The following is a 25,576-nucleotide window of genomic DNA, read 5'->3' as shown; positions in this document are numbered from 1 at the left end:
CGGGGCGGCATTCCGCCCCGGTCCCTCCTTCGGCTCTGGTATCTCGATATGACTGTGCACCAAGCGAACGCGGCCGGAGTTCCGGCCGACGACGATCTTCTGGCCCGCCGCCGGCGCAACCGGATCCGGTATGACGCCATCCAGTTCGCCGTCATCGCGGCTGCTGTCGTCCTGGTGGTTCTCTTCGGCTATGCCGTGAAGGAAGGGCTTGCCCGCCACGGCATCAAGTTCAGCTTCTCGTTCCTGTGGGACGCCGCCGGCTTCGACATCAGCGAAGGCAAGACCTTCGTCTTCGACGGCAGCTTCTGGCCGGGCCTGACGGACTTCACGTCGGATCGCCTGATCGCGCAGGCCTTCATTACGGGCATCTTCAATACGATCAAGGTGGGGATACTCGCCATCATCCTCAGCACCGTGCTCGGCACGCTGCTCGGCGTCGGCCGGCTCTCGACCAACTGGGTGGTGCGCAACCTCTCCTTCTGGTGCGTGGAGTTCGTGCGCAACACGCCGCTGCTGATCCAGCTCGTCTTCTGGTATTTCGCCGTCGTCCTGCATTTCCCGCCGATTGCCGCGGCCGCCAAGTTCTACGGCGTCGTCATCAGCCAGCAGGGCCTCTATTTCCCCGCGCCCGCGTGGCAGGGCGGCTCCTCGCCGCTCGCCCTCGGCGCAGCCATCCTCTTCTGGGCGGCCGTGCTCGGCCTGATCTTCATCCGGCAGAAGAAGGCGCGCTGGATGTGCGCCGGCGCGGCCGTCGTTCTTGCCGGCGTCATGTTCGCGACCGGCGTGCTGGGCCTCGACGTTCCCGTCACCTCGAAGTTCCAGGCGCGCGGTGGCACCAGCATGAGCCCGGAAATGGCCGCGCTGCTGCTCGCCATCGTCTTCAACAGCGCCTCCTACATCGCGGAGATCGTGCGCGGCGCCATCGACGCTCTGCCGAAAGGCCAGTGGGAGGCAGCCGCCTCGCTCAGCCTTACCCGCCGCGATACGGTCAACGATATCATCCTGCCGCAGGTCTTCCGCGTCGTGCTGCCGTCCTTCGGCAACCAGTATATCAGCCTGACGAAGAACACGGCGCTCGGTATCGCCATCGGCTATCCCGAACTCTTCAATATCTACGGCACCATCGCCAACCAGACCGGCCACAGCCTCGAGGGCATCGTGATCGTCATGGTGTCCTACCTGATCCTGAGCTGGGCCATCAGCGCCGCCGTCGACTTTGCCGACCGCCGCATGAGCAAACGCGGAGCCTCGCGATGATCGCAAAATCTCTCAAATGGTCGCGGCACAACCTGTTCGGCAAGCCGTTCGACGCCCTCCTGTCCCTGACGGTCATTCCCGGCGTCCTCTGGCTCCTCTGGCAGATCGCCAGCTGGGCGCTGACGGTGGCGCGGTGGGATATCATTCCGCAGAGCCTGCGCGTCCTGATGATCGGCATCTTCCCGGCCGATCAGATCTGGCGCACCTGGGTGGCGGTGATGATCATCGCCGTCCTTCTGGGCGCGGCGCTCGGCTGCGTCTTCGCCTTCCGCATGCGCCATGCCGGCGGCCTTCTCGCCGTCATTGCGGCTTCGCTCGTCCTCACCGGGACGGAGAACCCCGCCAACGTTGCGCTGGTCGCAGCGACCGTCGCGCTCTTTGCCCTCGGCTGGGCGGCGAGCTCCGGTCTTCCGGCCGTCCGCAGGGTCCTGGTGCCGGCCAGCTTCGTCGGCCTGATCGCGATCTTCGCCGTCATGGCGCCGCCCGGCGCCGGCCTCTGGGGCGGCCTGCTGCTCAGCATCCTTCTGACGCTCGTCACCTCGATCGTCACGCTGCCGCTCGGCATCCTGCTCGCCTTCGGCCGCCGCAGCCGCTTTTCCAGCGTCCGCTGGATCTCGACCGCCTATATCGAGGTCATGCGCTCCGTGCCGCTCATCATGGTCGTCTACTGGATCTGGATCCTGATGCCCGTGCTGACGCCGCAGCTCAACCTTGCCGACGTGGTGCGCGGCATGATCGGCTTCACGCTGTTCTATTCCGCCTATGTCGCCGAATATGTGCGCAGCGGCCTGCAGGCCGTGCCGCGCGGCCAGACGGAAGCCGCCCGTTCGCTCGGCATGAGCGAGTTCGACATCAACCGCTCGATCGTCCTGCCGCAGGCCCTTCGCGTTGTGGTGCCGCCGCTCGTCGGCAACGTGCTCGACATCTTCAACACCGCGCCGCTGGTCTTCATCATCGGCCTTACCGATTTCCTGCGCGCCGGCCAGATGATCCTCGCCAATCCGCAATATGGCGACCGCACCTATGAAGTCTATTCGTTCCTGTTCCTGACCTATTTCCTCGTCGGATCCCTGATCACCTTCGTCGCCCGGAAGCTCGAAAAGCACCTTGCGCGAGGCACCCGATGAGCGAAACGAACAATGCCGGAGGCCGCTCCATGAGCACCATCGTCGAAATGAAGAACCTCAACAAGTTCTACGGTAGCCACCACGTCCTCAAGGGCATCGACCTTGCCGTCACGCGCGGCGAGGTGGTGGTGGTGATCGGCGCCAGCGGCTCGGGCAAGTCCACGCTGATCCGCTGCGTCAACGGCCTCGAAATGTACCAGAACGGCAGCCTCGTCGTCGACGGCTACCATGTGCCGGTCGAGGAAGACCGCCTGCTCGGCGGCGAGCGCGAGCTTGCGGCCATCCGCAAGGGCGTCGGCATGGTGTTCCAGCAGTTCAACCTCTTCCCGCACAAGACGGTGGTGGAGAACATCACCATCGCGCCGATGCGCGTGCATAAGAAGTCGAAGGCCGAGGCCGAGGCGACCGCCCTCAAGCTGCTCGACCGCGTCGGCCTCAAGGCCCATGCGCACAAATATCCCGGCCAGCTCTCCGGCGGCCAGCAGCAGCGCGTGGCGATTGCCCGCTCGCTGGCGATGGAGCCGCACCTGATGCTGTTCGATGAGCCGACCTCGGCGCTCGACCCGGAAATGATCGGCGAAGTGCTCGACGTCATGCGTGAGCTTGCCGCCGACGGCATGACGATGATGATCGTGACGCACGAAATGGGCTTCGCCCGCGAAGTCGCCGACCGTATCGTCTATATCGACCAGGGCTCGATCCTGGAGATCGGCAAGCCGGACGAGTTCTTCGACAACCCGCAGAATGAGCGCGCGCGCTCCTTCCTCGCCCGCGTGCTCAAGCACTAAAGGGCATTTAGCCCGACATGTTGCGCCGATCCCGGGAAGCCCCGGGGTCGGCGTCGTCGTTTGGGGGAATGATCAGCCGATGGCCGGGTTGCGGCCGAAGGACAGGAGCTCGCGCGTATAGGCCTCGGCGGGCGCGTGGATCACGTCCTCGGTCCGGCCGAACTCGACGACGTCGCCGCGCCGCATGACGAGGAGCGTATCGGAGATATGCGCGACGACCTTCAGGTTGTGCGTGACGAAGAGCATGGAAAGGCCACGGCTTTCCTTGAGGTCCGAGAGCAGGTTGAGGATCTGCGCCTGCACGGAGACGTCGAGCGCCGAGGTCGGCTCGTCGAGGATGAGGAGGCCGGGCTCCAGCGCCAGCGCGCGGGCGATGGCGACGCGCTGCGCCTGTCCGCCGGAAAGCTCGCGGGCACGCCTTGCGAGGAAGTCGGCCGGAAGGCCGCAGTCGGAGAGGAGGCTTGCGATCTTCTCGCGCATGGCCGCGCCCTGCCGCCGGCCGGCCGCCAGCATGGGTTCGGCGAGGATTTCCTCGATGGTGAGCCGCGGGCTCAGCGACAGGAAGGGGTTCTGCGAGACGACGCCGATCTTCTGGCGCGCCTTTCGAAGCGCGTCGCCTTTCAGCGCCAGCCAGTCCTGCCCGTCGAGCCGGATCGCGCCGCTTTCGACCGGCAGAAGCCGCAGGATGGCGCGCAGCAGGCTCGTCTTGCCGGAGCCGCTTTCCCCGACGATACCGAGCGTCGCGCCCCTTTCGAGGCGAAAGCTCGCGCCGTTGACGGCGGGCTTCGGCCGCGCGGCGAAGAGACCGGCGCGGTAGCGGATGACGAGCGTTTCGACGTCGAGCATCGGGGTCATGCTGCGTCCTCCGGCAGGTGGCACAGCCAGCGATGGGCATAGCGGCGGCGCTCGGGCGGCGGCTCGGCGCTGCAGACGGGCATGGCCTGCGGACAGCGCGGCGCGAAGGCGCAGCCGGTGATGGCCGAGCGTGGCGGCGGGATCGAGCCCTCGATGGCGGCGAGGCGCGCGCCGTGCGGTCCCGCATCGGGAAGGGCGGCGAGGAGCGCGCGGGTATAGGGATGCCCGGGACTTTGCAGCACGGCGGCGACCGGCCCGGTCTCGACTGAGCGGCCGGCATAGAGCACGGTCGCCCGGTCGCAGGCCTCTGCGATCACGTCCATGTCGTGGGTGATCATCAATACGGTCAGGCCGCGCTCGGCGACGAGCTTGCGCAGGAGCGCCAGCACCTGCGCGCCGACCGAGACGTCGAGCGCCGTCGTCGGCTCGTCGGCGATCAGGAAGTCCGCGCCGGTGGCGAGCGCCTGTGCGATGACGACGCGCTGCTGCATGCCGCCCGAGAGCTGGTGCGGATAGCTCTTCAGCACTCTTTCCGGGTCGGGAAGGCCGGTCGCGGCCAGAAGCGATAGGGCTTCCGCGCGGCGGGCCTGCCGGGACATGTCGCGATGGGCGCGGATCACGTCGTCGAGCTGGCGGGCGATGGAGAGCACCGGATTGAGCGCGGCGGCGGGGTCCTGCGAGATGAGGCCGATGCGCCGGCCGCGCAGGCGCGCCGCATTTTCGCGAAGGTCCTCGCCGTCGAAATGGAAGCGCTCGGCGGTAATGCGCGCGCCCTTCGGCACGAGGCCGAGCGCCGCCATGCCGGTCATGGTCTTGCCGCAGCCGGATTCGCCGATGACGCCGTGGATTTCGCCGCGCTCGATCTCAAGGCTGACGGAGCGCACGGCATGGACGTCGCCGTCCGGCGTCGGGATGCTGACGGAAAGGTCGCGGACATCAAGCAGAGGCACGGGCGGCACCTCCCTTGCGCTCGCGCAGCGCGTCGCCGAGCACGCTGAAGGCGAGCGCCACGATGAAGATCGTCATGCCGGGCATGGCCGAATACCACCAGCGCGCGGGGAAGAACTTGCGCCCGGCATCGACCATCTGGCCCCAGTCGGCGGTCGGCGGCAGGACGCCGAGGCCGAGGAAGGAGAGGGCGGCGGCCGTCAGCAGCGCCGGGCCGACGTCGAGCGCGGCCTGGACGGTCAGCGGCCGGCCCGTCGCGGGCAGGATGTGCCTTATGATGATGCGCGGATGCGAGACGCCGGCAAGGCGCGCGGCCTCGACATAGGGCTGGTCGCGCAGCACCAGCACTTCCGCGCGGGCAAGGCGGGCATACCAGGGCCACCAGGTGACGGCGACGGCGATGATGCTGTTGAGGAAGCCCGGCCCGAGCGCAGCGGCCATCAGGACGGCGAGAAGCAGGGCGGGGAAGGCGAGGAAGACATCCGTACCGCGCATCAACGCCTCGTCGATCCAGCCGCCGAAATAGCCGGCGGCTAGCCCGACCGGCAGGCCGATGAGCAGCGAGAAGGCGACGATCAGCACGCCGTTGGTCAGCGAGACGCGGGTGCCGTAGATGATGCGGCTGAGGATGTCGCGGCCGAGATGGTCCGTGCCGAGCCAGTATTCCGCCGAGGGCGGGCGCAGCTTGGCGATGACGTTCGGCGCGCCGGCGCCCTGCGCCGGATAGGGCGCGATCCACGGTGCGAGGATCGCGGCGGCGACGAAGAGGAGGACGATTGCGAGGGCGATGGTGCCCGGCCAGCCGAGGCGTTGAACGAAACGTGTCATGAGAGCGCCACCCGTGGGTCGACCAGGGCCTGGGCGATGTCGATAAGGAGGTTCATCACGACATAGCAGATCGTCACCACCATGGTGACGGCGGCGATGACCGGGAAGTCCTTGGCGAGGATCGCTTCGGAGACATAGCGGCCGAGGCCCGGCCAGGCGAAGATGATCTCGACCAGCACCGCCCCGGTCAGCGCATAGGCGAAGGAGAGGCCGATCACCGTCAGCGCCGGCCCCATGGCGTTCGGCAGCGCGTGGCCGAAGAGGATGCGCGGCTCGGAAAGGCCGAGCGCGCGGGCGGCGACGACGTGGCGGCGCTCCAGGATCTCGATCATCGCCGAGCGCGTCAGCCGCATGGCGACGCCGGCGGGATAGGAAGCGAGCGTCAGGGCCGGGAGGATCAGGTGGGCCAGCGCATTGCCGAAGACGTCGGCGCGCCCGGCGAGGATCGCATCGATGAGGTTGAAGCCGGTCACCATCTGCAACGGCGCGGCAATGGCGATCTCGCGGGACAGGCGTCCGGAGAGCGGCAGGATGCCGAGCCATTGCGCGAAGACAAGCTGCAGCAGCATCGCCAGGAAGAAGGTCGGCATGGCGACGGCCGCGATCGAGCCGAGGCTGCCGAGCCGATCCGGCCACCGGCCCTGCCGCGCGGCGGCGGCGACACCGAGCGGAATGCCGATGAGAAGGGCAAGGCCGGTGGAGAAGACCGCGAGCTCCAGCGTCGCCGGAAGATAGGCCCGAAGGTCTTCCGCGATCAGCCGGCGCGACTTGTAGGAGACGCCGAAATCGCCGGAGGCCATGGCCGAGGCGAAGGTCGCGAAACGGGCGGGAAGCGGCGCGTCGAGATTGAGTTCCTGACGCGCCTTCTCGATCTGCTCGGCCGTCGGGCGGGGGCCGGCATAGAGCGCTGCGGGGTCCGAGGGAACCACCTGCGCCACGATGAAGACCAGAAAGGTCACCCCCACCACCACGAAGGCGGAGAGGATCATGCGGCGCAGGATGTAGCGGAGAAGTTCCATCGGACCGCCGTAAGCCTTACCGGCTCAGTTTGTTGACGAAGTTGACGTGCCCGTAGGCCGGGTTGTCGACATAACCCTTCACGTCCGCGCGGATGACGTGGATGTTGGGCTGGTCCAGCATGAACACGGCCGCAGCGTCCTCGATGATCTTGCGCTGCGCCTCGATGAACAGGGCTTCCGCGCGGGCGCGGTCGGTGCCGGAAAGTTTCGCCGCTTCGTCGATCTTCGCATCCACATCGGCGTTTGAGTAGTAGCCGAGGTTGAAGTTGGGCTTCTCCTCGCTGTGGAACAGATTGAAGAGGAAGTCGTAGGGCGTGACGAAGGTCGGCCACCAGAACATGACGAAGATGTCCTGCGCGGCTTCCGGGTTCGACTTGCCGAGCTGCCACTGGGCCTCCCAGGCCATCGGCTGCAGCGTCAGCGTGATGCCGAGGGTTTCGAGATTGGCCTTCCAGAGTTCACCGGCGACGGCTTCGAGCGCCTGTGAGGTGGAATAGGTCATGGTAAGTTCGAGGCCCGGCTCGATGCCTTCCTCGGCCAGCAGCGCCTTGGCGGCCTCGAGGTCGGTCTTCGGAACCGGCGCGTCCGCGTCGTGGCCCCAGATGCCGGCCGGAACGACGCCCTTGGCGCGCGTGGCGAAGCCGCTGGTCCCTGCGGCGATGATATCGTCATAGGGGAAGGCGAGCGACAGGGCCTGGCGCACCTTCAGCTTGTCGAGCGGCGCGCGCTTGACGTTGTAGAGGCCGAACAGCGTCTCGAAGGACGGGTTGACGACGACGTTGAGGTCCGGATTGGACTTCAGCGCTTCGAGGTTCTCGTAGGGCAGGCTGTAGGTCCAGTCGGCCTGGCCGCTCTCGATCATGTTCTGGGCGAGCGTCGCATCCTCGACGATCTCGAAGGAGACCGTCTGGAAGGCGCCTTCGGGCACTTCGCCCCAATAGCCTTCCGCGCGCTCGAGCACCGCGCGCTGGCCGGGCTCGTAGCGCGAGATCCGGAACGGGCCGGTGCCGGCGTCGTTGCCGGCGTTGAACCAGGCATTGTCCTTGTCGAAGGACGACGGCGCATAGATCCAGGCGGCAAAGCCGGCCGAGGCGATGAGGTCGAGCGGCTGCGGCTCGGAGAGCTTGAAGACGACCTTCAGCGGCTCAGGCGTTTCGATGGCCGTCACCGGTCCCCAGATGAAGGAGGCACCGCCGGCGATCTTCTTCGTGCGTTCGATGGAGCCCTTGACGGCCTCGGAGGTGAGCGGGCTGCCGTCGTGGAACGTCACGCCGTCGCGCAGGGTGAAGGTCCAGGTCTTGCCGTCTTCGCTGACCTCCCAGCCGGTGGCGAGCAGCGGCTCGATCTTCGCAGCGGTCGTGTCGGTCGCCGGAATGTAGCGGGCAAGGCTCTCATAGACATTGGCGAGCACCGCGCCGTCATTGGAGAACGAGGTCGCAGGGTCGAGGTCGGGGAAGCTCGTCGGGCAGGCGAGGGTGAAGATGCTGCCCGTGCCCTGCGCCATCGCGAGGTTCCAGCGGGTGCCGGCGGCGGCAAGGGCGGCAAGAGCGGTCGTCTTCAGGAAATTACGGCGATTCATGTCGGTCTCCCGGGAGGTTGGTGGGCGGACGGTCAGGCGTCTTCTTCATATTGCGGAACGGCGGGCGCATCGGCGGATATGCCGACGGGCACGAAGTCGAAATCATAGCCGAAGGCCCGCGGGCCGACGGATTCCAGCGCGATCTCGCTGCGCAGCAGCACCGGCGCGGGCATGGAGAGCACGTCGATGCGCAGGCCGTAGCGCAGCTCTTCCGTGCCGATGGCGCGGCCGGTTTCCGAATCCACGATGCAGATCAGATCCGGCACCATTGTGATGATCGTCTCGCCCTCGCGGGCGATGAGGTATTCGTTCTGGATCTCGATGGCGATCGAGCGCCCCGCATCCTCGTCGAGTCCCGCGACGGTCAGCATGCCGCGGTTGAAGCCGGCGCTGACGCGGCGGGCGATGTCGGTGACCTTGCCGCGCATCAGGCGCATGCCGCCGGATTGCCTGAGGATTGCCTCGACCGGATCCTCCTTGGCGGCGCGGGCGTTCAGCACCGCATTGCCGAGGCTCCAGGCCTGGCTCGTCGTGTGCGGCACGCCGAAGCGGCGCACGAAGTCGCCGGACATCGGCGCGGTCGTCATCAGCGCCGTGCAGCCCATGGCGATGGTGCTGGCGCGCAGCAGCTTTTCCAGCATCTTCGGCGTGGTCGCCTCGGTGACGATCAGCACGTTGCCGTCGGCATCGGCAAGTGCCGCCGGCTGTACCGGCTGGCCGTGGATGAAGAAGGTCGTCATCTGCACTTCGGGGAAGGCGCGCCCCATGCCGTCGGCATCCACCACCGGCAGGTCGACCATGGCCGCCGTCAGCATCGGCGCGATGCCGTTGCCGCCGCCCACCTCGTCGCCGAGCAGCGCATCGACCTTGCGGCCCATATGCCGTTCGAGTGCGTGCATCAGGCGCACGCCCTCGCCGCCCTCGGCGATCTTCTCGATGCCGACGGTCGGCGCGCCGATGCCGCCGATCCCGATGATCTGTGCGTCCGGCGCCATGTCGGCCGGGCGCACCATGCGGATGCGCTTGCCCTCGCGCAGCAGCGCCTTGGCGCGCAGAGAGCCGTGATAGGTGCTGCCGCCGCCGCCGGTGCCGAGAATGCCGCAGCCGACCGCGATCCGGTCGATATCCGCCTCGGTGAGCGTCCAGTACTTCATGCCCTGAGTTCTCCAATGACTTTCGCCGCGATGCGCACGGCATTGCCGGGCAGGTAGGCCAGCGGCGTCTCCTCGATTTCGGCGAGCGTCACCGTCTCGGCCGCAGCGCCCGCCTCGACCGCACGGGCGCGCGCCTCGGCCACCACGCTTTCAAGCGCCTTCTCACGCGTCGTGCCTTCCAGCGAGACCACGCTGTCGACCTCGCCGGAGACCTGCGCGATGGCCGCGCCGATGGCATTGGCCGAGCCGAAGTGATCCGGCTTCAGCGAGACGGAGGTGCCCTCCAGCAGCCCGTCGACGAGCACCGAGCCGCCGCCGACGAGGATGGCCGGGATCGGCTCCGCGCTCGGCTTCATGCGGTCGAGCACCGTCTCGATGCTCTCCTTCATCTGCGCCAGCATCCGGCGGGCGAAATCGGGCGTGATCTGCGAAAGGCGGTCGCGGTCACCGAGATCGACGAGGCCGGCGGCCACCGCGATGTCGGTCGCCGTCAGGGTATCGCCGCCGAAGCAAAGAGCCTTTTCCGGCAGGCGGAAGCCGACCGAGTCCGGGCCGACCGTCGGCGCGTCGCCGGGCCGCACGATGCTGCCGCCGCCGAGGCCGAAGGAATAGACGTCGGGCACGCGGAAATTGGTCGGCACGCCGCCGATCATCGCGCCCTCGCTGCGGGTGCGCGGGAAGCCGGCGACCAGCATGCCGATATCGGTGGTGGTGCCGCCGATGTCGATGACCGCGGCGTCGGAAAGCCCGGTGAGGAAGGCCGCGCCCCGCATGGAATTGGTCGGGCCGGAGGCGATGGTGAAGACCGGATAACGCTCGGCGAAGTCCGCCGTCATCAGCGTTCCGTCGTTCTGCGTCAGATAGAGCGGGCAGTTAAGGCCGAGCGCTGAAAACGCCGCGCGGAAGGCGCCGACCGTCTCGCGGCCGAGCGTGTGGAGGCTGGCATTGAGGATTGTGGCGCTCTCGCGCGGCAAAAGGCCCGTGCGGCCGACGCGGTGCGACAGGCTGATCGCCGCGTCCGGCATTTCCTCGGCGACGATCTCGGCCGCCTCGTTTTCCATGCGCGGATCGACCAGCGCGAAGACGGAGCAGATGGCGACGGCGCCGATGCCGCGGGCGCGCCAGTCACGGCAGGCCTCACGGATCGCCGGACCGTCGAGCGGGGCGATCTCCGAGCCGTCATAGTTGACGCCGCCGCCGACCAGCGCGGCGCCGCCGTCGACGACGGGGCGAAGCGTGTCCGGCCAGTCGATCATCGGCGGCAGGGACCGGGTGGAGGCGCCGCAAAGGCGCAGTACGCCGACCTTTTCCAGATGCCGGCCTTCGACGACGGCATTGAGGAAGTGCGTGGTGCCGATCATGACGGCATCGACCGAGCCGGCGGCGACGCCCGCCTCGGCGAGCACCGTGCGGATGGCCGCGCTCACGCCCGAGGTCACGTCCGCCGTGGTCGAGGACTTCACCGTCGCCAGAACCTCGGTGCCGCGCAGCAGTGCCGCATCCGTGTTGGTTCCGCCCACATCCACCCCAATGCGCAGCATGGGTTATCCTTTCTTCTTGCCGCCGAGGTCCGAGCCGCGGCTGATCGCGGTCGTCCTCGTGCCGAATACCTTGTAGAGCCGCAGGACGACCGAGCTCGTCACACGCTTGACGCCGGGCAGCTTGCCCAGCTCCTGGTCGATGAATTCGAGAAGCGCTGCATGGTCGGCGACGAAGAGCGAGGCGCTGAGATTGGCCGTGCCGCTGGTCGCCGCGAGGTAGCCGATCTCGTCATATTCGGCGAGCTGGATGGCGACCTCTTCCTGCCGACCCGCCTCGACCTCGATGAGCAATTCCACCTGAACATCGCGCCCAAGGGCGACAGGATCGGGAATGGCGCCGATGACGATCATCTTCGCCTGCAGCAGGGTGGCGATGCGGTTGCGGATCGTGCGCTCGGAGACGCTGCCGATCCGGCCGGCGATTTCCGCCGCCGAAAGACGGCCGTCCTCGGAGAGATAGCGGATGATCTCACGGTCCAGATCGTCGACGATGTAGCGCTGGCTCATTTCCGGTTCCATTTCGGCCTGAATGGGGAGAGTAAATTTCCGAAACGGAATTATGTCAAGAATATTTCAGCCGTGACCGGGAAACATTGCCGGAAATATCCCGCTTCGGAAGATTTGGTTGGAAAAATTGCCGAACCGGCAATGCCGGTATCTTCCGGCGTTGGCGAATTTGAGGAGTTGCCTCGCCTGCTGGCGCTGACCAATATCCGGCCGGAAGAATCGAGGGAGACGCGCATGGGCATGATCGACGGCGGGCGGATCGAGGCGGAGCTGGACGGGTTTGCGGCGCGCTTTTCCGGTCCGGGCGGTGTTGTCGGGGTGGTGAGCGAGGGGCATGTGATCGCCCGGCAGGCCTTCGGCTTTGCCGATCTCGATACGCACCGGGCGATGACCGCGGCAACGCGGCTGCCGATCTGCTCGGTCTCCAAGCAGTTCACATGCGCGGCGATGCTTGCCGCCTGCGGCGCGCCGGAAGCGCTGGATGCGCGGCTCGCCGCGCGCCTGCCGAATTTCGAGGGCCCCCTGCCGACGGTGCGCGACCTGTGCAACAACCAGTCGGGCCTGCGCGACTACTGGGCGCTGACCGTGCTGCACGGCGCGAAGGCCGAGCAGGAATTTTCGCGCGGGGATGCGGCGAAGGTCTTCGCCCGCACCCGCACCGGGCATTTCGCGCCGGGCACGCGCTATTCCTACAGCAACGGCAATTTCCGGCTCGTCGCCGAGCTCGTCGAGGAGGCTTCGGGAGAGACGCTGGAGGCGCTCTATGCGCGCCACATCTGGCAGCCGGCCGGCATGGCGGGCGCGGTGCTGACGGCCGATACGCGCCGGCCGGAAGACGGCGTCATCGGCTATGAGGGCAATGATGCGACGGGCTACATGCCGGCGGAAAACGGCATCTACTGGCGGGGCGATGCCGGCATTTCCGCCTCGCTCGACGACATGCTGGCCTATGAATGCTGGATCGACGCGACGCGCGGGGACCCGGAAAGCCTCTACCGGCGCATCGCCGTGCCGCAGACCTTCCGGGACGGTACCCCGGCGGCCTATGGTTTCGGCCTGCAGCATGCGCGCGTCGGCGATTTCGCCTTCACTGGCCACAGCGGCGCCCTGCGCGGCTTCCGCGCCTACCGCATCGCCTCGACCGAGGCGCGGCTTTCGGTCGTCGTCATGTTCAACCATCACGGCGATGCCTATGGTGCGGCCCACCGGATCCTGCGCGCGGCGCTCGGCCTGCCGCATCCCGTCGCCCAGCCCCTCAAGGAGCGCTGGACGGGCCGGTGGATCAGCCGCGAGACCGGGCTGCTGGCGCGGCTGGAATCGGGATACGACGCGGCGACCCTGCGTTTCGCCACCTCGCCGGAAACACTGTGGGAAGCGCCGGAGGGTGGCCTTGCCTCCTCCTCCGTCACGATCAGCCGCGATGGCGAGGATATCATGATGCGGCGCCCCTCGGAAAACCATGCCGAGCGACTGGTGCCGGTAGCCGCCGCGCCGCCGGTCGGCTCGACGGAGATCGCCGGGCGTTACCATTCCGCGGAACTGGACGCCGGCATCGTCATCGAATGCCGGGACGGCGGCACCTATCTCTGGGCCAAGGGTTTTCTCGGGACAGGCCGTCCGGAGATCGTCCTGCCGGCCGGGCCGGACCTCTGGATCGTCGCGACGCGGCGCTCGATGGATGCGCCGGCGCCCGGCGACTGGACGCTGCAGGCCCATCGCGACGAGGCCGGACGCCTTGCCGGCCTGACGCTCGGCTGTTGGCTGGCGCGCGGCATCAACTATGAAAAATGCAGCTAAGTTTCTGAAAGATAATAGCCTAGGCAGAATTTGCATAAGGTCCTGCCCAAATTGAATTGGTCAGCCGATGCCGGTCGTTCCTATGGTCCGCGCGAAAGCGGGGCGGTCCCGCGCAGCCGGAGCCAAGAGGAAGAGATGGGCAGGATCGTCTATATCCACGGTCAATTCGTGCCGGAGGAGGAGGCCCGCATCGGGCTTTTCGACCGCGGCTTCCTGTTCGGCGATGCCATCTACGAGGTGACGGCCGTCATCGACGGCCGGATGATCGACAACGACCTTCATCTTGCGCGCCTCGAACGCTCGGTGGGGGAGCTCGCCATTCCGCTGCCGCTGCCGCTGGAGGAGATCGCCGCGGTGCAGACGGAGCTGATGGCCCGCAACGGCCTGCGGGACGGCACGATCTACCTGCATGTCTCGCGCGGCGAGGCGGACCGCGACTTCCTCTATTCGGACGGGCTCGCGCCGCGGCTCGTCGGCTTCACGCAGGCAAAGGTGCTGACCGGCACCAGGGGCCAGCGGGAGGGCATTTCCGTCGATCTGGCGGAGGACCCGCGCTGGCAGCGGCGGGATATCAAGACCGCCATGCTGCTCGGCCAGGTCATGGCCAAGCAGGCCGCGCGCGCCCGCGGCTTCGACGACGTATGGCTGGTGGAGGGCGGGCTGGTGACGGAGGGCGCCTCCGCGACCGCCCATGTCATCACCGCCGACGGGCGCATCCTCACCCGCGCCGCCTCGCAGGCGACGCTGCCCGGCTGCACGCAGCGCGCCCTTGCCCGGCTCTGCGCCGCCGAGGGCCTCACCATCGAGGAGCGCGCCTTTTCGCCGGAAGAGGCGCAGGGCGCTGCGGAAGCCTTCCAGACCTCTGCTTCCAGTCTCGTCATGCCCGTCGTGCGCATCGGCGAGCGCACGGTCGGCGATGGCAGGCCAGGCCCGATGACGCGAAAACTCCAGGCGCTCTATCTGGAAGCGGCCGGCGTTCCGGTCTAGGAACGACAGGAATTGGGAGGGGCGGCATGAGGACGGCACGGGAATGGGGCTTGATGCCCGGCGGCAGGCTGGAGCCGGGGCTGGGCAATGCCATCACGGACGTCGCCGGCATTGCCGTCGGCCATCGCTCGCTGCGCGGCGACGGGCGTTTCACCGGCGTCACGGCCATCGTTCCCCATGCCGGCGATCCGTTCCGCCTGAAGCCGCGGGCGGCGGTCGAGGTCATCAACGGCTTCGGCAAGTCGGCCGGCCTGATGCAGGTGGCCGAGCTCGGCACCATCGAGACGCCGATCCTGCTTACCAACACCTTCGGCGTCGCGGCCTGCACCGAGGCACTCATCCGCCGCGCCATCGCCGCCAATCCCGCCATCGGCCGCAAGACCTCGACGGTCAATGCGCTGGTCTGCGAGTGCAACGACGGCAGCATCAACGATATCCAGGCGCTGGCGGTCACGCCCGCCGATGCCGATGCGGCATTGAACGCGGCGGCGTCCGGCCCGGTGGAGCAGGGCGCGGTCGGGGCCGGTTCCGGCATGACCGCCTTCGGCTTCAAGGCCGGCATCGGCACGGCCTCGCGGCTGATGCGCATCGGCAAGCGCGATTTCACGCTCGGCACGCTGGTGCTCGCCAATTTCGGCGCGGCGGGCGATCTCGTCCTGCCGGACGGCCGCCGGCCCGATCCACGCGCAGCGGCCAGCCCCGAGCGCGGCTCGATCATCGTTGTGATGGCGACGGACCTTCCGCTCGGCGATCGCCAGTTGCAGCGCGTCGCGCGGCGCGGTGGGGCGGGGCTTGCCCGGCTCGGGGCGTTCTGGGGGCATGGCAGCGGCGACGTCGTCCTCTGCTTCACCACCGCCGATCCGGTGGAGCACGATCCGGCCAAGGCCTTTTCCATGCAGGAGCGGCTTGCCGACGACCATATCGACATCGCTTTCCGCGCCGCCGCCGAGACCACGCAGGAGGCCGTGCTGAACGCGCTCTGCCTGGCGCCCGCCACGCCCGCCCGCAACGGCCGCCTCTATCCCTCGCTCGCTGACTGGCTCAAGGAGAACCCGCTGCCATGAAAGTCTTCATCTCCGCAGATATCGAAGGCACCGCCGGTATCGCTCACTGGAACGAGGCCGACCGCACGCACCCCGACTGGGCCGAGTTCCGTGCGCTGATGACCGCCGAGGTGGTCGCCGCCTGCGAGGGTGCGCGGGCCGCGGGCGCGACGGAAGTGGTGATCAAGGACGCCCATGACAGCGGCCGCAACCTCATCCTCGACCGCCTGCCGGATTATGCCCGCATCGTGCGCGGCTGGTCCGGCCATCCCGACGAGATGATGTTCGGCATCGACGAGACCTTCGCGGCGGCGCTCTATACCGGCTACCATTCCAAGGCGGGGACGGAGGTCAATCCGCTCGCCCATACCTCGAACCTGCGCATCTCGCGGCTGCTGCTCAACGGCGAGGTCGCCTCGGAATTCACCTTCAATGCGCTTTGCGCCGCCGGATACGGCGTGCCCTCCGTCTTCCTTTCAGGCGATGTCGGCATGTGCGCGGAGGCGCAGGCCATGGTGCCCGGCCTTGCCGCGGTCGAGACGCTGGACGGCAGGGGCAAGGCCTCCACGTCGATTTCGCCCGCCTGGTCGCGCCGCCTGATCCGCGAAGGCGTGGCGGCGGCGCTCTCGGGCGATTTCGCGCAGGCGCTTCCGGCAAGGGCCGATCACTACGAAGTGGTGATCGAGTTCGCCACGCCGACGGAGGCCTATCGCGCCGGCTGGTATCCGGGCGCCAAGGCGCACGGCCCCCGCGCCGTCGCCTTCGAGCACAGGGATTTTTCCGAGATCCTGCGCGCGCTGCTCTTCCTGAAAGTCTGATCAGGCGCGTTCAAGCGCCTGCTGCGCCGTGCGCCACAGGTCCTCGACCTTGCGGTTGCGCGGCGCGGCGTGCCGATAGAGGCGGATGTCGAGGTCGAGGTTCCAGCCATCGTCGGAGGAGGCGGGCACGAGGCGGCCGGCCTCGATTTCCTCGCGCGCAAGGCTCTCCGGCAGCCAGCACACGCCGGCCCCCGTCACGGCCATGTTCATCAGGCCGGCGCTGATCGTGTTCTCATGCGTCGTGCGGCGGCGGAAGGGTGGGCGGCGTAGCATGAGGCGCGAGAGCGCGACACCGAAGAACGAATTGAAGCCGTAGCTGAGATAGGGAACGGCAAGCCGCGGCTGCGCGACGGCCCGGTCGAGGATGTTGCGCCCCGGCTGCGGCGTGCCGGACAGCACGATCTCCGTCGCCACGAGCGGGACCAGCCGGTCCTGCGCGACGGTCAGCGAGGCGAACTGCCCGCGATCGAGGTGGAACGGCACTTCGGGATGGGCATAGGTCAAGAAGAAATCCGCCTCGTCGCCGATGAGCGCGTCGAGATTGGCCTCGATGCCGCCGCGGTCGGGAATGAGCGAGGTGCTGAAAGCGCCGCCGGCCTTCTCCAGCGCCTGCAGCCAGCGCGGAAAGAAGGTGACGGTCAACGTGTGCAGCGCGGCGAAGCGGATGAGGCCGGGTTCGTTCGACGGGCGAAGCGCTTCGCGCGCCGCATAGAAGGTGCGGATCGCCTCCTGTGCGACGGGCAGGAAGTTGCGCCCGGCCGGGGTCAGTTCCGCGGGCATGGTGGCGCGGCTGATCAGCGTGGCGCCGAGCCAGCCCTCGAGCTGCTTGATGCGCCGGCTGAAGGCGGGCTGCGTGACATTGCGCAATTGAGCCGCGCGCGAAAAGCTCGACGTGTCGGCAAGCGTCACGAAATCCTCAAGCCACTTGATCTCCATCGCCGGCTCCATCGCCTCCCGCGTGCCCCAAAATGCGATCATAAGTCATTCAATAGAAATCACTATGCCGATTTCGCATAGAGTGGTGCCAAAAGCGAATTGGCCAAGGCCGGCTTAACCTCTCACCTTGCCTATGGAGGAAATAGGTGCTGGCTGGAGCCGTCTTGCCGCAGGAGCGTTCAACGCTGTTGCGTGTGTGATCGCGTTTCCGCGCTCCGCCGGTGCCGACAGGGGGACTGTGAATGGCATTCGGAATTGAAGCTGATCTTATCCTGGTGAATGGCCGCATCTGGCGCGGCCGTGCGGAGGGCATCAGCGAAGCCCTTGCCGTCTGGCAGGGAAAGGTTCTCGCAACCGGCAGCAATGCCGATATCCTGGGCCTCAAGGGCCCCTCGACCGAGGTCATCGATCTCGAAGGCCGCTTTGCGAGCCCCGGCCTCATCGACAATCACCTGCATCTCATCGCCACCGGCATCGCCATGGGCCATGTGGATGCGACGCCCGCCGCCGCGCCGACGCTCGCCGATCTCATGGCGCGGATTTCCGAGCGCGCGGCGGCGACGCCGAAGGGGGCCTGGGTGCGCGGCCGCGGCTACGACCAGGTCAAGCTCGATACCGGCCGGCACCCGACGCGCGAGGATCTCGACCGCGCCGCGCCGGATCATCCGGTCCTGCTGACGCGGGCCTGCGGCCATGTCTCCATCGCCAATTCCCGCGCGCTGGAACTGGCCGGCATCACCGAGGCGACGCCGGTGCCGGACGGCGGCGTGATCGGTCTCACCGGCGGCAGGCTGAACGGCTTGCTTGCGGAAAACGCCCAGAACCTCGTCAAGGCCGTAATGCCCGAGGCGACGACCGAGGAGCTGATCGACGGCATCGAGCGCGGCGGCAGGCATCTTCTTTCCTTCGGCATCACGAGCTGCATGGACGCGGCCGTCGGCCATGTCGCCGGCTTCGCCGAGATCCAGGCCTATGAGATGGCCAAGCTCGCCGGCCGCCTGCCGGTGCGCGTCTGGCTGACGCTGCTCGGCGATCCCGGCGTCTCCATCGTCGAGGATTGCTGGCGCGCCGGGCTGCTTTCGGGCAAGGGCGACGACATGCTGCGCGTCGGCGGCGTCAAGGTCTTCCTCGACGGCTCGGCCGGCGGGCGCACGGCCTGGATGACCAAGCCCTACGAGGGCGAGCCGGACAATATCGGCGTGCAGATGCTGCCCGACGACGTGGTTTATGCCGCCGTCAAGGACTATCACGACCGGGGCTACCAGATGGTCTGCCACGCCATCGGCGACGGGGCGATCGAGCAGCTCATCACCGCCTACGAGAAGGCGCTGGCCGGCAATCCCGACCCGGATCGCCGCCACCGCATCGAGCATTGCGGCTTTTCCACGCCTGAGCAGCATGAGCGCATGAAGGCGGCGGGCATCCTGCCGGCGCCGCAGATGGCCTTCATCCACGATTTCGGCGACAGCTATATCGCGGTGCTCGGCGAGGAGCGCGGCCTTCCGTCCTACCCGATCGGCACCTGGATGCGCCTCGGTCTCCAGCCCTCGACGGGCTCGGATTCGCCGGTCTGCTCGCCCGATCCCTTCCCGAACCTCCACGCCATGATCACGCGCCAGACCGGCAAGGGCACCGTGATGGAGGCATCCGAGACGCTGAGCCGCGAGGAGGCCCTGCAGGCCTATACCGAATACGGCGCCTATTCGCAGAAGGCGGAGGGCGTGAAGGGCCGGCTCGTGCCCGGCCAGTGGGCGGACATCGCCGTCTTCGACAACGATCTTCTGGAGGCCCCGACAGACACCATTCTCTCAGGCACGCGCTGCCTGCTGACCCTGCTTGCAGGCCGCGTCGTGCACGATGCGCGCTGACGGCCTGCCGGACTGAAACGAAACGATGCCGAAAACGGCACGAGAGGGAGAACGACATGCTGAAAAGACTGACATTGGCCGCAATGCTCGGCCTCGGGGTGGCTACCGGGGCGCTGGCAGCGGGTGAACGTTCCGGCGGAACGCTCGTCTTCACAGCGCCCTACGGCTCGAGCTTCGCGACGCTCGACGTACAGGCAAGCCCGAACACGCAGGAAGAATTCATCACCCAGGCCATCCACCGCGCGCTCTACAGCTGGGACTCGATCCAGAACAAGCCGGTGCTGGAACTCGCCGATTCCGAAGAAGTTTCCGAGGACGGCACGACCCACACCTATCACCTGCGCAAGAACGCCGTCTTCCACAACGGCAAGCCGCTGACGGCCGACGACATCGTCTATAGCTACAAGCGCATCGCCAATCCGAAGAACGCCTTCCCGGGCGCGAGCTTCATCGCCAATATCAAGGGTGCGGACGATTATATCGCCGGCAAGGCCGAGGAGATTTCCGGCCTGAAGAAGATCGACGACAACACGCTGGAGATCACCTATACCGGCCCGATCAATCCGGGCTTCCCGCTGATGCAGAACACGACGGTCATCTATCCGTCGAATGTCGAGGACGAATCCTCCTTCGGCAAGAACCCCGTCGGCCTCGGCGCCTTCGTCTTCAAGGAGCATGTGCCGGGCTCGCAGGTCGTCGTCGAGAAGTTCGACAAGTACTACGAGGAAGGCAAACCCTATCTCGACCGCATCAACATCGTGCTGATGGCCGAGGACGCCGCGCGCGACGTCGCCTTCCGCAACAAGGAAATCGACGTCTCGATCCTCGGTCCGACGCAGTACCAGGCCTATCAGGGCGAGGAGGGGCTGAAGGATCATCTCCTCGAGGTCGCCGAGGTCTATACCCGCAACATCGGCTTCAACCCGGCCTTCGAGCCCTTCAAGGACAAGCGGGTCCGCCAGGCGATCAACTATGCGATCAATTCGCCGCTGATCATCGAGCGCCTCGTCAAGAACAAGGCCTATCCGGCCTCCGGCTGGCTGCCGATCTCCTCGCCGGCCTTCGACAAGGACAAGGCGCCCTATGCCTTCGATCCGGAAAAGGCCAAGGCCCTTTTGGCGGAAGCCGGCTATGCCGACGGCTTCGAGTTCGAAGTGACCGCAAGCCCGAACGAAAGCTGGGGCGTGCCGATCGTCGAGGCGATCCTGCCGATGCTGAAGAAGGTCGGCATCACCGTGAAGCCGAAGCCGGTGGAAAGCTCCGCGCTCGGCGAGGCGGTGACGACGAACAACTTCCAGGCCTTCATCTGGTCGAACCTGTCCGGTCCCGACCCGCTGAACGCGCTGCGCTGCTACCATTCCAGGACGGCGCAATCGGCCTGCAATTATACGAGCTATGCGAGCCCCGAATTCGACAAGCTCTACGACGCAGCCCAGCAGGAGCGTGACCCGGCCAAGCAGAACGATCTCCTGCGCCAGGCCAACAACATCGTGCAGGACGATGCGCCGGTCTGGTTCTTCAACTACAACAAGGCCGTCATGGCCTACCAGCCGTGGATCCACGGCCTCGTTCCGAATGCGAACGAGCTGGCGGTCCAGCCCTATGACGAGATCTGGATCGACGAGACAGCGCCGGACTCGCGCAAATAAGCCTTGAGGGGTTCGGGGGCGGCACCTCCACGCCGCCCCCGCATCGATTGTCGCGCCCGCAAGGGCGCCCAACACGGAACCGCTCATGCTACGCTTCACCCTGCGCCGCATCCTGCAGGTCATCCCCACGGTCGTCGTGGTGGCGCTGCTCATCTTCGTCATCTTCTCCGTGGTACCCGGCACCTTCGCGGCGAGCCTCTTCGCCGATGGCAAGCGCGCCGCCGACCCGCAGATGATCGCCCGCCTCAACGAGGAGTTCGGGCTGAACAAGCCGCTCGTCGAGCGCTTCGTGACCTATGTCACCGACCTTGCGCGTTTCGACCTCGGCACCTCCTTCCGCACCCGCCAGCCGGTGATCGACCTCATCAACGACCGCATGTGGGCCTCGCTGCAACTGGCGATCGCCGCCATGGTGTTCGCCCTCGTCGTCGGCGTGCCGCTCGGCTTTCTCGCGGCGCTCCGGCCGGGCTCGGTGCTCGATACGGTGACGATGGTCGGGGCGGTCTCGGGGCTTTCCATGCCGCAGTTCTGGCTGGGCCTGCTGCTGATGTACCTCTTCGCCCTGCAACTGAACTGGCTGCCGAGTTTCGGCTATGGCGACGGATCGTTCCGAAACCTCATCCTGCCCGCCGTCACGCTCGGGGTGACGCCGCTGGCGCTTCTCGCGCGCACCACGCGGGCAGGCGTGCTCGACGTGCTGAATGCCGACTTCATCCGCACCGCCCATTCCAAGGGCATGAGCGAGGTCAAGGTGGTGCGCTGGCATGTGGCGCGCAATGCGCTGGTGCTGATCGTCACCACGGTCGGCCTGCAATTCGGCTCGCTGATCGGCCAGGCCGTCGTCATCGAGAAGCTCTTCGCCTGGCCGGGCATCGGCTCGCTGCTGGTCGACAGCGTGGCGATCCGCGACATTCCCGTGGTGCAGGGCACGATCCTCGTCATCGTGCTGTGGTTCCTCGTCATCAACACCGCCGTCGATCTGATCTATGCCGCGATCGATCCGCGCATCAAGCAGGAGTGAGCGGAATGCGCCTCGGCTTCAACTTCTGGCTCGGCGCGGGGCTGACGGTGCTGGTTATCCTCGCCGGCGTCCTCGCGCCGTGGATCGCGCCCTTCGATCCGGTGCTCGACGCGGACCTGATGAATTCCGAACTGCCGCCGGATGCCACCTTCTGGTTCGGCACGGACGGGCAGGGACGGGACGTCTATACCCGCATCCTCTACGGTGCGCAGATCTCGCTGACGGTCGGCATCGTCTCGCAGGTGATCAATTCGATCATCGGCGTCACGCTCGGCATGACCGCCGGCTACTGGGGCGGCTGGTGGGACGACCTCGTCAACGGCTTGACCAATGTCATGCTCGCCATTCCCTCGCTGATCTTCGCGCTCGCGGTGATGGCGGTGCTCGGCCCGGGCCTGCCCTCGCTCCTCGTCGCGCTCGGCCTCACCAACTGGAGTTGGACCTGCCGCATCGCCCGCTCCTCGACGCTGTCGCTGAAATCGCAGGGCTATGTGCAGGCGGCGCAGACGCTCGGCTACGGGGACCTGCGCATCATGTTCACGCAGATCCTGCCCAACATGATGGGGCCGATCCTCGTCATGGCGACGCTCGGCATGGGCTCGGCGGTGCTGTCGGAAGCGGCGCTCTCCTTCCTCGGCCTCGGCATCCAGCCGCCGTTCCCGAGCTGGGGCTCGATGCTGACGGATGCGCGCCAGCTCATCCAGCTCGCGCCCTGGGTGGCGCTCTTCCCCGGCCTTGCCATCTTCCTTTCGGTGCTCGGCTTCAACCTTCTCGGCGACGGCCTGCGCGACAGCCTCGACCCGCATATGAGGACGCGCAGGCCATGACTCAGCCGCTGCTCGACATCAGGGACCTGCAGCTCGGCGTCGCGTTCGGCCGCTCGGTTTCCCATCCGCTCCTCAAGGGCGTCTCCTTCCAGATCATGCCGGGCGAGGCCTACGGGCTCGTCGGCGAATCCGGCTCCGGCAAGTCGGTGACGTCGCTCGCCGTCATGGGGCTCCTGAAGAAGCCGCTCGCCGTTTCCGGCGGCGAGATTCTGTTCAAGGGACAGAACCTCCTTGCCCTCTCGAAACGCGAGATGCGGCGCCTGCGCGGCAACCGCATCGCCATGATCTTCCAGGAGCCGATGACGGCGCTGAACCCGCTCTCCACCGTCGGCCGGCAGATCGCGGAAATGTTCGTGCTGCATCAGGGCAAGGGCTGGGACGAGGCGCAGAAGCTGGCGGTCGAGGCGCTCGCCAGCGTGCGCGTGCCCAATCCCGACCGGCGGGCAAGGAACTATCCGCACCAGATGTCGGGTGGCCTTCGCCAGCGCGTGATGATCGCCATGGCGCTCGCCTGCAATCCGGACCTCCTGATCGCCGACGAGCCGACCACCGCGCTCGACGTCACCGTCCAGGCCGAGGTGCTGCGCCTCATCAAGGAGCTCTGCGCCGAGCGCGGCACGGCCGTGCTCTTCATCAGCCACGACCTCGGCGTCATCGCCAGCATCTGCCAGCGCGTCGGCGTCATGTATTCGGGGTGCCTCGTGGAGGAGAACGAGACGCGGGCGCTCTTCGAAAACCCCCGGCACGAATATACCCGCGGCCTTCTCGGCGCCCTGCCGCGCCTCGGCAGCCGCAGCCAGCACGGCCGCCAGCGGTTGGTCGATATCGACAGCATCATCGTCGACCGTTCCAGGCTGACCGAGACCCGCTTCATCGCGCCGCGCGGCGCGGAAGGGGGCCAGCCATGACCACCCCGCTGCTTCAGGTGGACGACCTGCATGTGCGCTTCCCGATTTCCGGCGGAGGGCTTTTCGGCGCCGGCAAGCGCATGCTGCACGCCGTCAATGGCATCAGCTTCGCGCTGGCCAAGGGCGAGTGCCTGTCCATCGTCGGCGAATCCGGCTGCGGCAAGTCGACGACAGCGCTTTCCATCCTCGGCCTGCAGGAGCCGACCGAAGGGGCGATCCGCTATCGCGGCCAGCCGCTCGCCGGTGCCGGCGCCCCGGGCCGCATGCAGCGCGCCAAAGCGGTGCAGATGGTCTTCCAGGACCCCTATGCCTCGCTCAATCCGCGCCAGTCCGTGCGCACCTCGCTCGCCGCGCCGCTGAAGCTGCACGGCATCACGGCCTCGTCGGAAATCGAGGGCCGCATCGAGGCCATGATGAAGAATGTCGGCCTGACACCCGAACAGGCGCGCCGCTACCCGCATGAATTCTCCGGCGGCCAGCGCCAGCGCATCGGCATCGCCCGCGCGCTCATCCTCGAACCGGAGATCGTCGTGCTGGACGAGCCGGTCTCGGCGCTGGACGTGTCGATCCGCGCGCAGATCATCAACCTCCTGCTGGATCTCCAGGAAAAGCTCGGCCTCTCCTACCTCATGATCAGCCACGACCTCAGCGTGGTCGAGCATATGAGCGACCGCGTGCTGGTGATGTATTTCGGGCAGATCGTGGAGGAGGGCGGCTGGCGGGAGATCTTCGAGAACCCGACGCATCCCTATACCCGCCGCCTGATCGCCGCCATCCCCGACCCGGATGCCGCCCTGAACCTCGATACGGGGCCGGGCAATATTCCCGACCCGCCGCTGATCGAGGGCCGCGGTTTCGTCATCGATGGCAGCACCGCGCCGGATGTCTTCTCCGCGCCGCTCCCGTCCGAGCTGGTCGAGATCGCCCCGCGGCACCGCGTCCGGCTCGCCGCCGCCGGCTGACGTCCTTCACAGAAACGGTTCCCGTAGACGGCGGCGTTCCGCGACCGCCCGGATATCCGGGCGGTCCGGCTGCGCCTGCGCGTTCACATGGCGAAACGTGCTGAAGCGCAATTTTTGGGTTTACAATAGTAATACAATATGATGTTTTTAATCACGCTGCTGAGGAGCAGCATTCTTTGGGAGGACATCATGAAATTCACAACTGCACTCGCGAGTGCCACGATCCTTGCCGCCTCCATGTTCGGTGTCGCGTCCGCGGCCGACATGACCGTGGGCTTTTCGCAGATCGGCTCGGAATCCGGCTGGCGCGCGGCAGAGACGACGCTCACCAAGCAGCAGGCCGAGCAGCGCGGCATCGACCTGAAATTCGCCGATGCGCAGCAGAAGCAGGAAAACCAGATCAAGGCCCTGCGCTCCTTCATCGCGCAGGGGGTCGACGCCATCCTCGTCGCGCCGGTCGTCGCGACGGGCTGGGACGAGGTGCTGCAGGAAGCCAAGGACGCGGAAATCCCGGTCATCCTGCTCGACCGCAAGGTCGATGCGTCGGACGACCTCTACATGACCGCCGTGACCTCCGACACCGTCCATGAGGGCAATGTCGCCGGCAAGTGGCTGGTGGACACGGTTGCCGGCAAGCCCTGCAACGTCGTCGAGCTCCAGGGCACGACCGGCTCCTCGCCGGCCATCGACCGCAAGAAGGGCTTCGAGGAGGCCATCGCCGGCCATGACAACCTGAAGATCGTCCGCAGCCAGACCGGCGACTTCACCCGCACCAAGGGCAAGGAAGTCATGGAAAGCTTCCTGAAGGCGGAAGACGGCGGCAAGAACATCTGTGCGCTCTACGCCCATAACGACGACATGGCCGTTGGCGCCATCCAGGCGATCAAGGAAGCCGGCCTGAAGCCGGGCACGGATATCCTCGTCGTCTCCATCGACGCCGTTCCGGATATCTTCCAGGCCATGGCGGCCGGCGAGGCGAACGCCACCGTGGAACTGACGCCGAACATGGCCGGCCCAGCCTTCGACGCGCTCGACGCCTTCCGCAAGGACGGCACGGCCCCGGCGAAGTGGATCCAGACGGAATCCAAGCTCTATACACAGGCCGACGATCCGGCCAAGGTATATGAGGAGAAGAAGGGTCTCGGCTACTGATCTCT

Annotated in this window: 23 protein-coding genes; 14 read left to right on the top strand and 9 right to left on the bottom strand. The window is 67.0% G+C overall.

Features of this window, described 5'->3' with window-relative positions; all coding sequences use genetic code 11:
* Positions 1 to 48 precede the first annotated feature (48 nt).
* From ACZ48C_RS22290 to ACZ48C_RS22280, 3 genes are read left to right on the top strand one after another with little or no spacing between them, the layout of a single operon-like run.
* Positions 49 to 1,257 (top strand): ABC transporter permease subunit, encoded by a 1,209-nt coding sequence (locus ACZ48C_RS22290; RefSeq protein ID WP_464783012.1) that lies wholly within the window; start codon positions 49 to 51, stop codon positions 1,255 to 1,257.
* Positions 1,254 to 2,384, top strand: coding sequence for an amino acid ABC transporter permease (locus tag ACZ48C_RS22285; RefSeq protein ID WP_464783011.1), 1,131 nt, complete (start codon positions 1,254 to 1,256; stop codon positions 2,382 to 2,384). The genes ACZ48C_RS22290 and ACZ48C_RS22285 overlap by 4 nt, the downstream gene beginning before the upstream one ends.
* A 29-nt stretch (positions 2,385 to 2,413) precedes the next feature.
* Positions 2,414 to 3,172 (top strand): amino acid ABC transporter ATP-binding protein, encoded by a 759-nt coding sequence (locus ACZ48C_RS22280; RefSeq protein ID WP_119255464.1) that lies wholly within the window; start codon positions 2,414 to 2,416, stop codon positions 3,170 to 3,172.
* Positions 3,173 to 3,244: 72 nt separating this feature from the next.
* On the opposite strand, the gene ACZ48C_RS22275 is transcribed toward ACZ48C_RS22280, so the two are convergent.
* Genes ACZ48C_RS22275 through ACZ48C_RS22240 form a run of 8 tightly spaced genes read right to left on the bottom strand, consistent with a single transcriptional unit; the run spans position 3,245 to position 11,603 of the window.
* Complete coding sequence (locus ACZ48C_RS22275) at positions 3,245 to 4,027, bottom strand: ABC transporter ATP-binding protein (protein WP_464783010.1); 783 nt, start codon at positions 4,025 to 4,027, stop codon at positions 3,245 to 3,247.
* Positions 4,024 to 4,977, bottom strand: a complete 954-nt coding sequence (locus tag ACZ48C_RS22270) for an ABC transporter ATP-binding protein (RefSeq protein ID WP_464783009.1) — start codon at positions 4,975 to 4,977, stop codon at positions 4,024 to 4,026. The genes ACZ48C_RS22275 and ACZ48C_RS22270 overlap by 4 nt, the downstream gene beginning before the upstream one ends.
* On the bottom strand, positions 4,964 to 5,803 hold the full coding sequence (locus ACZ48C_RS22265; protein WP_464783008.1) for an ABC transporter permease: 840 nt from the start codon (positions 5,801 to 5,803) through the stop codon (positions 4,964 to 4,966). Before ACZ48C_RS22265 ends, ACZ48C_RS22270 begins: the two co-directional genes overlap by 14 nt.
* Positions 5,800 to 6,822 (bottom strand): ABC transporter permease, encoded by a 1,023-nt coding sequence (locus ACZ48C_RS22260; RefSeq protein WP_464783007.1) that lies wholly within the window; start codon positions 6,820 to 6,822, stop codon positions 5,800 to 5,802. Before ACZ48C_RS22260 ends, ACZ48C_RS22265 begins: the two co-directional genes overlap by 4 nt.
* A gap of 16 nt (positions 6,823 to 6,838) precedes the next feature.
* Positions 6,839 to 8,401, bottom strand: a complete 1,563-nt coding sequence (locus tag ACZ48C_RS22255) for an ABC transporter substrate-binding protein (protein WP_464783006.1) — start codon at positions 8,399 to 8,401, stop codon at positions 6,839 to 6,841.
* A 32-nt stretch (positions 8,402 to 8,433) separates the two neighbouring features.
* On the bottom strand, positions 8,434 to 9,555 hold the full coding sequence (locus ACZ48C_RS22250; RefSeq protein WP_464783005.1) for a DUF917 domain-containing protein: 1,122 nt from the start codon (positions 9,553 to 9,555) through the stop codon (positions 8,434 to 8,436).
* Complete coding sequence (locus tag ACZ48C_RS22245) at positions 9,552 to 11,096, bottom strand: hydantoinase/oxoprolinase N-terminal domain-containing protein (protein WP_464783004.1); 1,545 nt, start codon at positions 11,094 to 11,096, stop codon at positions 9,552 to 9,554. Before ACZ48C_RS22245 ends, ACZ48C_RS22250 begins: the two co-directional genes overlap by 4 nt.
* 3 nt (positions 11,097 to 11,099) lie before the next feature.
* The gene (locus ACZ48C_RS22240; RefSeq protein ID WP_162911254.1) at positions 11,100 to 11,603 is read right to left on the bottom strand and encodes an Lrp/AsnC family transcriptional regulator; all 504 of its coding nucleotides are present in this window, start codon (positions 11,601 to 11,603) and stop codon (positions 11,100 to 11,102) included.
* A 234-nt stretch (positions 11,604 to 11,837) separates the two neighbouring features.
* On the opposite strand from ACZ48C_RS22240, the gene ACZ48C_RS22235 reads away from it, so the two are divergent.
* The 4 genes from ACZ48C_RS22235 (at position 11,838) to ACZ48C_RS22220 (ending at position 16,248) form a co-directional block, all read left to right on the top strand.
* A complete protein-coding gene (locus ACZ48C_RS22235; protein ID WP_464783003.1) occupies positions 11,838 to 13,400 on the top strand; it encodes a D-aminopeptidase in 1,563 nt (520 codons plus the stop codon).
* Positions 13,401 to 13,535: 135 nt separating this feature from the next.
* Complete coding sequence (locus ACZ48C_RS22230; RefSeq protein ID WP_464783002.1) at positions 13,536 to 14,387, top strand: D-amino-acid transaminase; 852 nt, start codon at positions 13,536 to 13,538, stop codon at positions 14,385 to 14,387.
* Between the two features lie 26 nt (positions 14,388 to 14,413).
* Positions 14,414 to 15,451, top strand: a complete 1,038-nt coding sequence (locus ACZ48C_RS22225; RefSeq protein WP_464783001.1) for a DmpA family aminopeptidase — start codon at positions 14,414 to 14,416, stop codon at positions 15,449 to 15,451.
* Positions 15,448 to 16,248 (top strand): M55 family metallopeptidase, encoded by an 801-nt coding sequence (locus ACZ48C_RS22220; protein ID WP_464783000.1) that lies wholly within the window; start codon positions 15,448 to 15,450, stop codon positions 16,246 to 16,248. Before ACZ48C_RS22225 ends, ACZ48C_RS22220 begins: the two co-directional genes overlap by 4 nt.
* Here ACZ48C_RS22220 and ACZ48C_RS22215 read toward each other — a convergent pair whose 3' ends face one another.
* Positions 16,249 to 17,184 carry a LysR family transcriptional regulator gene (locus ACZ48C_RS22215; protein WP_464783973.1) on the bottom strand — a complete coding sequence of 312 codons (936 nt, stop codon included), beginning with the start codon at positions 17,182 to 17,184 and terminating at the stop codon, positions 16,249 to 16,251.
* 242 nt (positions 17,185 to 17,426) lie between these two features.
* On the opposite strand from ACZ48C_RS22215, the gene ACZ48C_RS22210 reads away from it, so the two are divergent.
* The 7 genes from ACZ48C_RS22210 to ytfQ all read left to right on the top strand — a co-directional run bounded on the left by ACZ48C_RS22210 (position 17,427) and on the right by ytfQ (position 25,571).
* The gene (locus ACZ48C_RS22210; RefSeq protein ID WP_464782999.1) at positions 17,427 to 19,052 is read left to right on the top strand and encodes an amidohydrolase; all 1,626 of its coding nucleotides are present in this window, start codon (positions 17,427 to 17,429) and stop codon (positions 19,050 to 19,052) included.
* 56 nt (positions 19,053 to 19,108) lie between these two features.
* Positions 19,109 to 20,701 carry an ABC transporter substrate-binding protein gene (locus tag ACZ48C_RS22205; RefSeq protein ID WP_464782998.1) on the top strand — a complete coding sequence of 531 codons (1,593 nt, stop codon included), beginning with the start codon at positions 19,109 to 19,111 and terminating at the stop codon, positions 20,699 to 20,701.
* Positions 20,702 to 20,786: 85 nt separating this feature from the next.
* Positions 20,787 to 21,722 carry an ABC transporter permease gene (locus tag ACZ48C_RS22200; RefSeq protein ID WP_318912960.1) on the top strand — a complete coding sequence of 312 codons (936 nt, stop codon included), beginning with the start codon at positions 20,787 to 20,789 and terminating at the stop codon, positions 21,720 to 21,722.
* 5 nt (positions 21,723 to 21,727) lie between these two features.
* Positions 21,728 to 22,549 carry an ABC transporter permease gene (locus ACZ48C_RS22195; protein WP_313193876.1) on the top strand — a complete coding sequence of 274 codons (822 nt, stop codon included), beginning with the start codon at positions 21,728 to 21,730 and terminating at the stop codon, positions 22,547 to 22,549.
* Complete coding sequence (locus ACZ48C_RS22190; protein ID WP_464782997.1) at positions 22,546 to 23,457, top strand: ABC transporter ATP-binding protein; 912 nt, start codon at positions 22,546 to 22,548, stop codon at positions 23,455 to 23,457. The genes ACZ48C_RS22195 and ACZ48C_RS22190 overlap by 4 nt, the downstream gene beginning before the upstream one ends.
* A complete protein-coding gene (locus ACZ48C_RS22185) occupies positions 23,454 to 24,419 on the top strand; it encodes an ATP-binding cassette domain-containing protein (RefSeq protein ID WP_464782996.1) in 966 nt (321 codons plus the stop codon). Before ACZ48C_RS22190 ends, ACZ48C_RS22185 begins: the two co-directional genes overlap by 4 nt.
* A 189-nt stretch (positions 24,420 to 24,608) precedes the next feature.
* Entirely contained in the window at positions 24,609 to 25,571 is a 963-nt protein-coding gene (gene ytfQ / locus ACZ48C_RS22180) for a galactofuranose ABC transporter, galactofuranose-binding protein YtfQ (RefSeq protein WP_464782995.1), read from the top strand.
* The last annotated feature ends 5 nt before the right edge of the window (positions 25,572 to 25,576 follow it).

It is taken from the genome of Shinella sp. 1A1 (genome assembly GCF_055379515.1).
This window is presented reverse-complemented; position numbering and strand designations above follow the sequence as displayed.

Coding starts and splice junctions, on each gene's coding strand:
- ACZ48C_RS22195 (WP_313193876.1), top strand. CDS start 21,728: ATGCGCCTCGGCTTCAACTTCTGGCTCGGCGCGGGGCTGACGGTGCTG.
- ACZ48C_RS22220 (WP_464783000.1), top strand. CDS start 15,448: ATGAAAGTCTTCATCTCCGCAGATATCGAAGGCACCGCCGGTATCGCT.
- ACZ48C_RS22285 (WP_464783011.1), top strand. CDS start 1,254: ATGATCGCAAAATCTCTCAAATGGTCGCGGCACAACCTGTTCGGCAAG.
- ACZ48C_RS22280 (WP_119255464.1), top strand. CDS start 2,414: ATGAGCACCATCGTCGAAATGAAGAACCTCAACAAGTTCTACGGTAGC.
- ACZ48C_RS22265 (WP_464783008.1), bottom strand. CDS start 5,803: ATGACACGTTTCGTTCAACGCCTCGGCTGGCCGGGCACCATCGCCCTC.
- ACZ48C_RS22230 (WP_464783002.1), top strand. CDS start 13,536: ATGGGCAGGATCGTCTATATCCACGGTCAATTCGTGCCGGAGGAGGAG.
- ACZ48C_RS22190 (WP_464782997.1), top strand. CDS start 22,546: ATGACTCAGCCGCTGCTCGACATCAGGGACCTGCAGCTCGGCGTCGCG.
- ACZ48C_RS22275 (WP_464783010.1), bottom strand. CDS start 4,027: ATGACCCCGATGCTCGACGTCGAAACGCTCGTCATCCGCTACCGCGCC.
- ACZ48C_RS22250 (WP_464783005.1), bottom strand. CDS start 9,555: ATGAAGTACTGGACGCTCACCGAGGCGGATATCGACCGGATCGCGGTC.
- ACZ48C_RS22290 (WP_464783012.1), top strand. CDS start 49: ATGACTGTGCACCAAGCGAACGCGGCCGGAGTTCCGGCCGACGACGAT.
- ytfQ (WP_464782995.1), top strand. CDS start 24,609: ATGAAATTCACAACTGCACTCGCGAGTGCCACGATCCTTGCCGCCTCC.
- ACZ48C_RS22200 (WP_318912960.1), top strand. CDS start 20,787: ATGCTACGCTTCACCCTGCGCCGCATCCTGCAGGTCATCCCCACGGTC.
- ACZ48C_RS22210 (WP_464782999.1), top strand. CDS start 17,427: ATGGCATTCGGAATTGAAGCTGATCTTATCCTGGTGAATGGCCGCATC.
- ACZ48C_RS22235 (WP_464783003.1), top strand. CDS start 11,838: ATGGGCATGATCGACGGCGGGCGGATCGAGGCGGAGCTGGACGGGTTT.
- ACZ48C_RS22260 (WP_464783007.1), bottom strand. CDS start 6,822: ATGGAACTTCTCCGCTACATCCTGCGCCGCATGATCCTCTCCGCCTTC.
- ACZ48C_RS22185 (WP_464782996.1), top strand. CDS start 23,454: ATGACCACCCCGCTGCTTCAGGTGGACGACCTGCATGTGCGCTTCCCG.
- ACZ48C_RS22240 (WP_162911254.1), bottom strand. CDS start 11,603: ATGAGCCAGCGCTACATCGTCGACGATCTGGACCGTGAGATCATCCGC.
- ACZ48C_RS22225 (WP_464783001.1), top strand. CDS start 14,414: ATGAGGACGGCACGGGAATGGGGCTTGATGCCCGGCGGCAGGCTGGAG.
- ACZ48C_RS22255 (WP_464783006.1), bottom strand. CDS start 8,401: ATGAATCGCCGTAATTTCCTGAAGACGACCGCTCTTGCCGCCCTTGCC.
- ACZ48C_RS22245 (WP_464783004.1), bottom strand. CDS start 11,096: ATGCTGCGCATTGGGGTGGATGTGGGCGGAACCAACACGGATGCGGCA.
- ACZ48C_RS22205 (WP_464782998.1), top strand. CDS start 19,109: ATGCTGAAAAGACTGACATTGGCCGCAATGCTCGGCCTCGGGGTGGCT.
- ACZ48C_RS22215 (WP_464783973.1), bottom strand. CDS start 17,184: ATGGAGATCAAGTGGCTTGAGGATTTCGTGACGCTTGCCGACACGTCG.